The sequence below is a fragment of the Metabacillus sp. YM-086 genome (genome assembly GCF_048059995.1).
Classification (GTDB): domain Bacteria; phylum Bacillota; class Bacilli; order Bacillales; family Bacillaceae; genus Metabacillus; species Metabacillus litoralis_B.
In genome coordinates this window covers 1-7,457 of sequence record NZ_JBLUOI010000134.1, presented here as the reverse complement: position 1 = coordinate 7,457, position 7,457 = coordinate 1, and the positions used below count along the sequence as shown (strand labels likewise).

Genomic DNA, 7,457 nt, shown 5'->3' with positions numbered 1-7,457 from the left:
ATCTCTAATTTTCAAGAAATCATCCTCTGTAAGATTAAAAAGCCTTTCAATGATGTTTTCGAGTTCGCGAATGTTTCCTGGCCAATGGTAGTTCGATAATATCTCAATTAAACCATGTTCAAATCCGTTGATATTTTTTCCCAAGTGTTGATTAAAATGTTCACGAAAATGCTCTATTAAGAGAGGAATGTCCTCTTTTCTTGATCGTAGCGGTGGTAAATGAATGGGAATTACATTTAATCGATAATACAAATCCTCACGAAATTTTCCTTCTTCTATCATTTTTGCTAGGTCTCTGTTTGTGGCTGCAATAACCCTGACATTGATTGTAACCGGCTCGAAGCCACCGACACGGTCGACTTCCTTTTCCTGCAGAACTCTTAACAGCTTTACTTGTAAATCCAAGTTTAAGTCACCAATTTCATCGAGAAAAATAGTTCCGTTATCAGCTAGTTCAAATTTTCCTCGATGTACCTTGTAAGCACCTGTAAACGCACCTTTTTCATGGCCAAAAAGCTCACTTTCGATTAAATTTGGTGAAATGGCAGAGCAATTGACCCGGATATATGATCGTTCACTACGATCACTTGTCTCATGGATGGCTCTTGCAACAAGTTCTTTTCCTGTACCGCTTTCACCTGTTATCAGCACAGTGGAATCTGTTTTTGAAACCTTATTAGCCATAGATAAGGATTCTAATAGAACTTCACTATTTCCAATAATTTTATTAAAAGCAGAATTCAGTTTTTGATGTTTTGATAATTCTCTCTCTAAATACTTCGTTCTTTCCTCCATTAGTTCTAGTTTTTGTAAAAGAATCTTTATTTCATCCAATGGACTTAATGTTACGACAGTACCGCGAAAGATTTCATCAAATATAATTGGGTTAATTTTTGTAATATATGTTGATTGATGATTCACTTGGATAATTTTCATAAAAGGTTCAGGGCATTTTTGATGTGACTTCCAAAGGTTGTCACCGATAATCGATTGAATTTTTTTCTTTTTTTTATTCTTGATCAGCATTCCATCCATTTCATCGTTAATAAAGATAAATTCTCCTTTTTCATTTGTTAGGGCAATTAAATCTGAAACGGATTGTAAGACAAGATCTAGTCTTTGTTGTAACTCCTGAACTTCTTTGAGCTCTTTTGTTATTTTTTCTAAGTTCGATATATCCTGAAAAACGGCCACTGCACCAATGACTTTATCCTGAAAAATTAGAGGAGAACGGTTGGTTAGTATCGTATAATGATTTATTTTTTGCTTTTGAGCGAATTCCGGTTGACCCGTTTTCATGATGGTATGTAGTCTTGATTGAGGAATAACAGCATTAGCCTTATGGTTATAGAGTTCATTTGGAGGTTTTTCGAGTAGTTTTACAGCAGCATCATTAACATATGTAATCACATTGTCACGATCAACTACAACCACTCCATTTGGAAGTTTTGTAAAGGCCTCTTGAAGAATATAGGAGTTTTCCATCATCATGAGGTCAGCTTCCATTTCTTTTACATTCTCAACATCCTTTTCCTCAAACAGCTCAACGATTTGATTTGCTACATGTGGCGGTATTTCATCGGCACATGTTAGCAAAAACTCTTCACCTTGTTCAATTTTTAAAGAAACCAAGGAAAGTAGATTGTTCGCTTGAACTTTTTTATCCTTATAAATCACATGGCTGTTTTTAATTGCTTCTTTATCCTTTAAAAGCGATTGTAGAGTAATAATAAATGTAGCAGCAAGGCGAATATGTAAACCATTCTTTTTTTGAACTTTAAGTGATAGCGTATACATCGCATCACCCTCCAGTCTTTCGCTTTTACTAGTTTAAAATATTACTACATATTCATTTCTATGTACTTCCAATTAATCCTTTATAAATAGAATGAAAAGTTCTTTCTTCTTCTCATGTATATTGTTTGTCCATATCTTTCAAATTGTGCAATAATATACTCGTACGAAAATAAGAATAGTTCTTGGAGGAATTTTCATGGTAGAGCATATCGTTATCTTCAAATTTAATGATTCAACAACAGTCGAACAACAAAACGAAGCGATTCAAAAATTAACATCTCTTAAGAATGAAATTAGCGGGATTGTTGATATTCAAGCAGGGGTAAATTTTTCTGACAGAAGTCAGGGATTTGAATTAGGTTTAACGGTACGTTTTGAGGATAAGCAAGCTCTTGAACAATATGGACCACATGAAAAGCATCAGGAAGCTGTTGCGTTTCTAAAGGAGATTGGTTTAACGGATCTAATTGTCGTTGATTTTGAAATCTAATAAAAATGACACACTTTTAACGGTGTGTCATTTTTTCTTACCAGGAAGAAAGCTTGGAAATAGCCTGTTTTCCGAGTAAATATCCTCCGATTGCATAGGCCTCTCCTCTGTCCTTTAAGCTTTCTAATGCTGGTTGATTGTCATAGATATCTAGCTGATAGGCTTGATACTTCGGTTGCTGTTGAAACGATTCCGTTAAATAAGCTGATGCTTCATCAAGCGCATCTTTCCCGCGATTCATAACCTCGTAAAATGAAACAAATCCATGCATCACACCATTATACCTAACCGCATTGACTGGTGTTCCATTTTCTGCCAACACTTTCCCGTATGCTTCTCCTTCATCTCTAAGCGGATCAAATTCTGCTGTAATAATGAATGCAGGAGGAAGATCATGAAGATTTTGAGCTTCAAGAGGTGATGTATAAGGATTTGACCACATATTTTCCTCTGGTGTATAGTTTTTCCGCGCCTTTTCCATTACACTCCTTGAAATTAAATAGTAGCCGCTATCATATAAACTTCTTGATGAAAAAGCAACATCTTGAAATGTGGTTAACGGGTAAAAAAGCGCTTGTGAGGTAATGGATGGACCGTTTCGGTCACGTGCCATCATCGTCACAACTGTTGCTAGATTTCCTCCGGCACTGTCACCTGCAACTGCAATTTTACTAGGATCTCCATTAAAAGAACTTGCGTGTTGAACAGCCCAAAGTAATGCTTCATAGCTATCCTCCGTAGCGGTTGGGAAAGGATGAGTGGGGGCTAATCTGTATCCGACTGAGATTACAACGTTTTGTGTTTTCGCAGCGAGCGCACGGACAATATTATCGTGTGTGTTAATGTTTCCGTACCCTTCTAAAAAAGCACCGCCATGGTAGTAAATAATAATGGGATGTGGTCCGCCCTTTTTAGGTTGATAAATTCTGATTGGAATCTTCTCCCCATCTGACATAGGGATGGATGTTGTTGTACGAGTATAGCTCGGACTTCCAGAGCTTGAGAATATTTTAGGTGCTTTCATATCTGATGTGACTAGTCTTTGATCAACAGCATGAAGAAGGACAGCTGTTTTTGCAGGTACCTTCCCTGCTTCTGTATGACTCCAATATTCAACAGCTCCTATAACACCTATACAGCATAATAGAAGGAACACTACAAATGATAGAAAGATTTTTCTAAGACGTTTTTTCATGTTGATGCTTTTGTAGCGTACCCTCCTTTTTATTAAATAGACTTATATATTAGTATAATTGATAGAAGGATGTAAGGAACAAACCAATTTAAGGAATATTCAGCAAGTGAAAAAGGGCTGTTGAGATGGACAGCCCTTTTTTTCGTAACGACGAATCTCGACAAATATCGGGTAGTGACAGGCACCAAAAAAACCCCTTCCCCTCACAACATCAATATCTCCCTAATATCCTCCTCCGTCAGCATCGTTCCCTTCTGACCGTCAGATTTAATGATTTCTTCAATGAGGTCACGCTTTTTGTCTTGGAGTTCATTGATTTTTTCTTCGATTGTTCCTTTTGCTACGAGCTTAATGACTTGGACGGAGTTTTTTTGGCCGATTCGGTGGGCACGGTCAGCAGCTTGTTCCTCAACAGCTGGATTCCACCATGTGTCATACAAAATAACTGTGTCGGCACTCATTAAATTCAGGCCTGTTCCTCCGGCTTTTAATGAAATAAGAAAATAATCTCGTTCCCCGTCATTATAACGGTTGCAGATCTCTACTCTATCTTCAGAGGGAGTTTGTCCATCAAGATAAAAGTATGGTAGTCCTCTTATCGTTAGCTCTCTACCAATCAGCTCAAGCATTCTAGTGAATTGAGAGAAAATTAATACCCTTCTCCCGGAAAGTCTGGATTCCTCTATGATTTGCATAAGCTGCTCAAACTTAGCTGAACTCCCCTTATAGCTATCAACGAATAAGCGAGGATGACAGCAAATTTGGCGTAAACGAGTTAAACCGGCTAGTATTCTAATTCGGTTTTTCCTAATTGTTTCTTTATCAAGATGTTTCAGTGTATCATGTCTTAGTTTTGCTAAATAGGCTGCGTAAAGCTTTTTCTGTTCAGGAAGTAATTCAACTGAATCCGTTAATTCTACTTTTTCAGGAAACTCAGGTAACACGTCTTCCTTCATTCTTCTAAGCAGAAATGGCTGAATTCGCCGAGAAATTGTTGCTTTTGTAAGCTGACTGTATTCTTTTAACCCGAGAAATAATTCAGGAAAAACAACGTGAAAAATCGACCACAGCTCTTCTAGTGAATTTTCGACGGGAGTTCCTGTTAATGCAAACCGGTGATTCGCCTGCAACTTTTTAACGGCCCGGGCAGTTTGTGTTAATGGATTTTTAAAGGCTTGAGCTTCATCGAAAAAGATCGAATGAAACGTTTGTTTCTCATACCATTTAATATCCTTACGTAATAGCGGATAAGATGTAATAATCACATCTGTATCACATGCTTCATTTTGTCGTTTAGCACGTTCTGATTTCGCACCATCCATAATAAGCGTCTTAATACCTGGTGTGAATTTTATAAATTCACTCAACCAATTATAGGTTAGTGAGGAAGGACATACGATTAGCACTGGACGTTTTTCCTGACGAATGGTTTGAAGCTCTGAAGAAATAAACGTGATGCTTTGCAATGTTTTACCTAGCCCCATATCGTCTGCTAATATGCCACCAAATCCGAAAGTAGCAAGAGTTTTAATCCATTTAAAACCGATTTTTTGATAATCTTTTAAAATAGAATCTAAGTGATCTGGAATTGGAAAGTCTAGGCTGCCGGGATGACGGATTGTATTAAGAAACTGTCTAAATGACTCTTCTACATAAAAAGACTCACTGCCCTCGACAACATCAAGAAGCTGAAGACTTTTTTCAATAGGAAGATCTAATCCATTAGACAAATCTTTATCCTGTACGAGAGGAGTATGAAGAAACCGTTGAATTTCCTCAAACTCTTTCGTTTCTAATGAAAGTAATGAGCCATCTCGCAATCGATAGTACTTTCGTTTTTCCTCTAGAGCTACTAAAACCTCTTTTATTTCTTTTTCAGCGATGCCGTCCATTTCGAACTTAAATTCAAGCCAGTTTGTTCGTTCCTTTTTTACTTTAATTCGAATCTGCGGCTTCACATTTTCTCTGAAAATTCGCATCCTAACAGCTGTTGTTGCATAAGTTTGACAAAGCTTTTGCAGCTTAGGCATTTGATAATAGAGAAAATCATATTCTAGCTCTTCGTTATGCAGATAATAGCCTCCATCTGTTTTGGAGAAAGAGCTTTCTTCCATTAAACTTAGGATTTCCTCTTCTTTTTCTATATCTCTCAAAAGAATGGATCCTTTCGGAAGATCCCGGCCTTCTAAAGGATTGATCATCATATTTTCATAGTGAAACTCAAGCCCTGCAAGTAAACGGTTTTTAATTCGATCCAAATAAAGCTTAGCTACTAATGGGGTTTTGACTAGTTGGCGACTAATGGCTTCAGCTATATTCACTTTCCCCAGTCTTTTCAAACCAGGTACCACCTTTTCTAGAAAAAAACCAACCTGTTCGTGTTGAATCGGTATGGAAGACGTTCGTGTTTTCTTCAACATTTGATTTAGCTCGAATAAACGCTTAAAATCGTCATTGTCTAATTGAATGAACTTACCATTATATAAAACGGTTTGATAGGAATGAAAAATCACAATCTTATCAAGACCTTTCATTTCTAACTCATAACCGGTGGTTTTATCAAAGTTGAATTGTAAAGGAAGCGATTCTTTCGTTACATGTATCCCATTAAACCTCGTCTCTTTATACACTAACTTGACTTGAGGTGCTGCTAGTAAGGATGTTAGCATTTTTTTCCATGAAGTGGGTGGAATAAGCAACATACTTGTATGTGTATGTGATCCGATTGTTTTATCAGCTTTTTTATCTAACATCATTCCAATCATTTGTTGAAAAACGTCATCATCTTCTCGTTGAAAACAATGATAGGTTGCATCAAATAGAAAGGAACTAGATAGTTGAATTGATTTTCCTGCTTGTAAATGCTCTAAAAATCCAAATAAATCTTCTATTAAAAATGAGTTTAATTTCACTTCAATACCGAGCAAGTTTACTCCATTTTCGTCTGTAACAGGCTTACATATAAATTCCGCTTCGATAACCTGTCTATTTTCAAAATGTCGCTGATGACTGCTCGAACGGATCGGCTGATGGCTAAAAAGAGAAAACAAATCTTTTGTCATTGTATCATCAGGTTTTTGTAATGAATTTCCGTTTCTCTGTTGATCGTAAAGGTATAATAAAACCGCAGCGATATGCTGACAGTCTTTATCGAATGAAGCTAGCTTTGGGCAAGAGCATGTTGATTGAATGCCTCCCTTGTCCATTTCTGAGATTGTAACATTGAAATTTTCTGTTCCTTCGACAATAGCCTGACATGTATGCTCGTCATAATCCTCAATTTTTACTTTATTTGCAAGAAAAAATGCATTACCTCTCTTGAAGGACGTAACGCCACACATATCCTTAATTAATTGATGAGTTATTTTTGCCTTCATATGTCCGGCTCCTTCCTAGAGAGTAAAATAAATTCGACTTACAGTTTACCATGTTTTTCGTAGAGTTGGGTAATTCTAAAAACATCAACAACAGCTGAGGCATTTTATTTTTTATTTAAAGATTGAATTAGTATACTAAAAACGAATACAACTGGAGGGATTTCACATGTTGATTGAAATGTGGACAGATTATGCTTGTCCGTTTTGTTATATTGGAAAAAGACGACTTGAAGAAGCAATAAAACAGGTAGATCATAAGATTGAAGTAGTTTATCGCTGTTTTGAATTAGATCCTACTGCAGAACGAGACATTTCTGATAGTATTTATGAAAAGCTAGCAAAAAAATATGGGATGAGCCTTGAGCAAGCAAAGCTTAATTGCAACAATATGGAAGAGATGGCAAGAGAGTCTGGTTTAGATTATCAGTTCGATACGATGAAACTAACAAATACATTTGATGCACATCGTTTAACGTTGTACGCAAAAACACAAGGCCTTATGAATGAAATGGCTGAGAGAATACTACATGCTTTCTTTACAGAATCTAAGCATATCGGTGATCATTCTACATTGATCGATTTAGCAGTTGAAATTGGA

General features: G+C 36.6%; 5 protein-coding genes. 2 read left to right on the top strand and 3 right to left on the bottom strand.

Annotation, left to right across the window (positions count from 1 at the left end; translation table 11 throughout):
- Positions 1 to 1,797: sigma 54-interacting transcriptional regulator (locus ACEWK1_RS26820; protein ID WP_416636831.1), on the bottom strand; the 1,797-nt coding region annotated here is incomplete at its 3' end.
- A 196-nt stretch (positions 1,798 to 1,993) separates the two neighbouring features.
- Between ACEWK1_RS26820 and ACEWK1_RS26815 the strand changes: the two genes are divergently transcribed.
- Entirely contained in the window at positions 1,994 to 2,287 is a 294-nt protein-coding gene (locus tag ACEWK1_RS26815; protein WP_121661735.1) for a Dabb family protein, read from the top strand.
- A 37-nt stretch (positions 2,288 to 2,324) separates the two neighbouring features.
- On the opposite strand, the gene ACEWK1_RS26810 is transcribed toward ACEWK1_RS26815, so the two are convergent.
- On the bottom strand, positions 2,325 to 3,482 hold the full coding sequence (locus ACEWK1_RS26810) for an alpha/beta hydrolase (protein ID WP_212134877.1): 1,158 nt from the start codon (positions 3,480 to 3,482) through the stop codon (positions 2,325 to 2,327).
- 203 nt (positions 3,483 to 3,685) lie between these two features.
- Positions 3,686 to 6,859: a DEAD/DEAH box helicase gene (locus tag ACEWK1_RS26805; RefSeq protein ID WP_212134876.1), complete on the bottom strand. Its 3,174-nt coding sequence runs from the start codon at positions 6,857 to 6,859 to the stop codon at positions 3,686 to 3,688.
- 166 nt (positions 6,860 to 7,025) lie between these two features.
- Between ACEWK1_RS26805 and ACEWK1_RS26800 the strand changes: the two genes are divergently transcribed.
- A partial coding sequence (locus tag ACEWK1_RS26800; RefSeq protein ID WP_416636830.1) for a DsbA family oxidoreductase occupies positions 7,026 to 7,457 on the top strand: 432 nt, incomplete at its 3' end.